At 34.3% G+C, this 1,939-nt stretch carries 2 protein-coding genes and 1 pseudogene; all 3 read left to right on the top strand.

The genetic code is table 11. From position 1 onward, the window contains the following. On the top strand, positions 1-290 hold a 290-nt coding region (locus FTU05_RS17610), incomplete at its 5' end, for a transposase domain-containing protein (RefSeq protein WP_031969958.1). Positions 291-560: 270 nt separating this feature from the next. Further along, positions 561-1,436, top strand: coding sequence for a tetratricopeptide repeat protein (locus FTU05_RS17605; protein WP_180166208.1), 876 nt, complete (start codon positions 561-563; stop codon positions 1,434-1,436). Positions 1,437-1,775: 339 nt separating this feature from the next. Further along, positions 1,776-1,939, top strand: a pseudogene (locus tag FTU05_RS17600) (IS5/IS1182 family transposase); the annotation flags it as partial.

Raw genomic sequence — 1,939 nt, 5'->3', positions numbered from 1 at the left:
GTTGGCCAGCTTTAAGCCGCTATCTGGATGATGGCAATCTACCTATTTGCAATAATTGGGTCGAGAATCAAATGCGACCTTGGGCGTTGGGGCGCAAGAACTGGCTGTTTGCAGGTTCGCTGCGCAGTGGTCAGCGAGCGGCAAACATCATGACGTTAATCCAGTCAGCAAAGCTGAATGGCTTGGATCCGTATGCCTATTTAAGTGATGTGCTGAAAAGGTTACCGACACACAAAGTGACCCAAATTGAAGAATTGCTGCCGCACTGCTGGAAACCTAAATCGAATTAAAAAATAGGTATGGGATTCAGCGGACGCTTACAATTTATCCTCTTTTAAAAAAGAATATTGTTCTGTAAATGATGAACGTGGACCGATTTGTAATGGGATTGGTGGTCGATGTATAGATGTTCCTGCTCCACCGGTAGCTAAACCAAGGTCTACGGTAAATCTTGAAAATATACCCAAATATGATCCCAAAACACATGCACATATTCCGCCAAACAATGTAAATATAAATAATATTTTTAACCAATTAAGTTTCTAAAAGGTAATCTTAAAATGCTGAATAAAAAGCTATTATTATGTTTGATGTTAAGTTTTTTGGTTGGTGCTTGTAATGCATCAAATCAATCAAATAATATTAATATGACATTTGAGCAGGTTGAGAAATTAAGGGCAGAGGCTGAAAACTCCCATTTGGACTCTGATGAAAAGAAAAAGTATTATAAAGATATTAAGCCTATTTATGAAAAATTAGCGAATGAAGGTAATAGTGATGCACAGTTTATTTTAAGTGATATTTATATTAGGGCTTTAGATGGCGATTATGATTCTAAAAAATCATTTGAATGGGCTAAAAAATCAGCTGATAATGGTAGTGTCTCAGCAATGTATAATACTGGTACAAACTATTATGTAGGTCGAGGAGTTGGGAAGAATATTGAAAAAGCGAAAGATTATTATCTAAAAGCGGCGAAATTAAATCATGTCGATGCTATGGGGTCAATTGGGGAAATATATATTGAAGAAGGAAATATTGTAGACGCTATTAAATATTTAGAGTTTGCTGCTAGTAAGAACGATGCTAGATCACTATTTTTACTCGGATTAACGTATTGTGATGGTAAAGCTGTTACACAAGATTATACTAAGTGTAGTAGTTATTGGGAGAAAGCTGCTAACTTAGGAAATCCTGAAGCAAATTTAAATTTTGCTATAAATTTGGAAAGTGGTATTGGTGTTAAGCAAGATATTGAAAAATCTATTAAATATTTCAAAAAGTCAAGTGATATGGGAGATGCGCAAGCCTCTTATAATTTAGGAATGATCTATTCAATGAAGAAATATAACCGACTAGATGAAGAAAGATCGCAAAAATATTTTAAAAAGGCATATGAACAAGGATTAGAAATAGCTTTATCCAAGATTAAATAATTGGGATTAGATTTTTTCTGTAATGGAATCGATTTTATGGTGGATATATTTTTAGCATGTCTTTTGTAATATTAGTATATGGATATAAGCGTTTTAAAGATAATGATCAATACTATGGAAAATACAGGGTAATTAAGTTGAAATAAAATAGTATTTAAATTTATTTTATGTTGCTTGGCAAATCACAATTTAGATTGATTTTAAGTATATGCTGATCTTATTGGATTTTAATTAAATTTTCTACTTTATTATGGTTTTACATGTACTTGAAGTATACCTTGTAGAGGCTTTGTTGCACAAACCTATCTGTAAAGGCTTTTTCAGCGATATAATTTTCAAATGAAGAAGCCTACACACAAAATCTACCGCACAACCCATTGGCCCGCATATAACCGAGCACTCATGAGTCGCGGAAATATTGCCATTTGGTTTGATCCTGCTACGCAATGGTATGCGCCATCAAAAGGCAAACAAGGGCGAAATCAAACCTACTCCGACGCAGC

The sequence above is a fragment of the Acinetobacter sp. YH12049 genome (genome assembly GCF_013419875.1).
Classification (GTDB): domain Bacteria; phylum Pseudomonadota; class Gammaproteobacteria; order Pseudomonadales; family Moraxellaceae; genus Acinetobacter; species Acinetobacter amyesii.
This window is presented reverse-complemented; position numbering and strand designations above follow the sequence as displayed.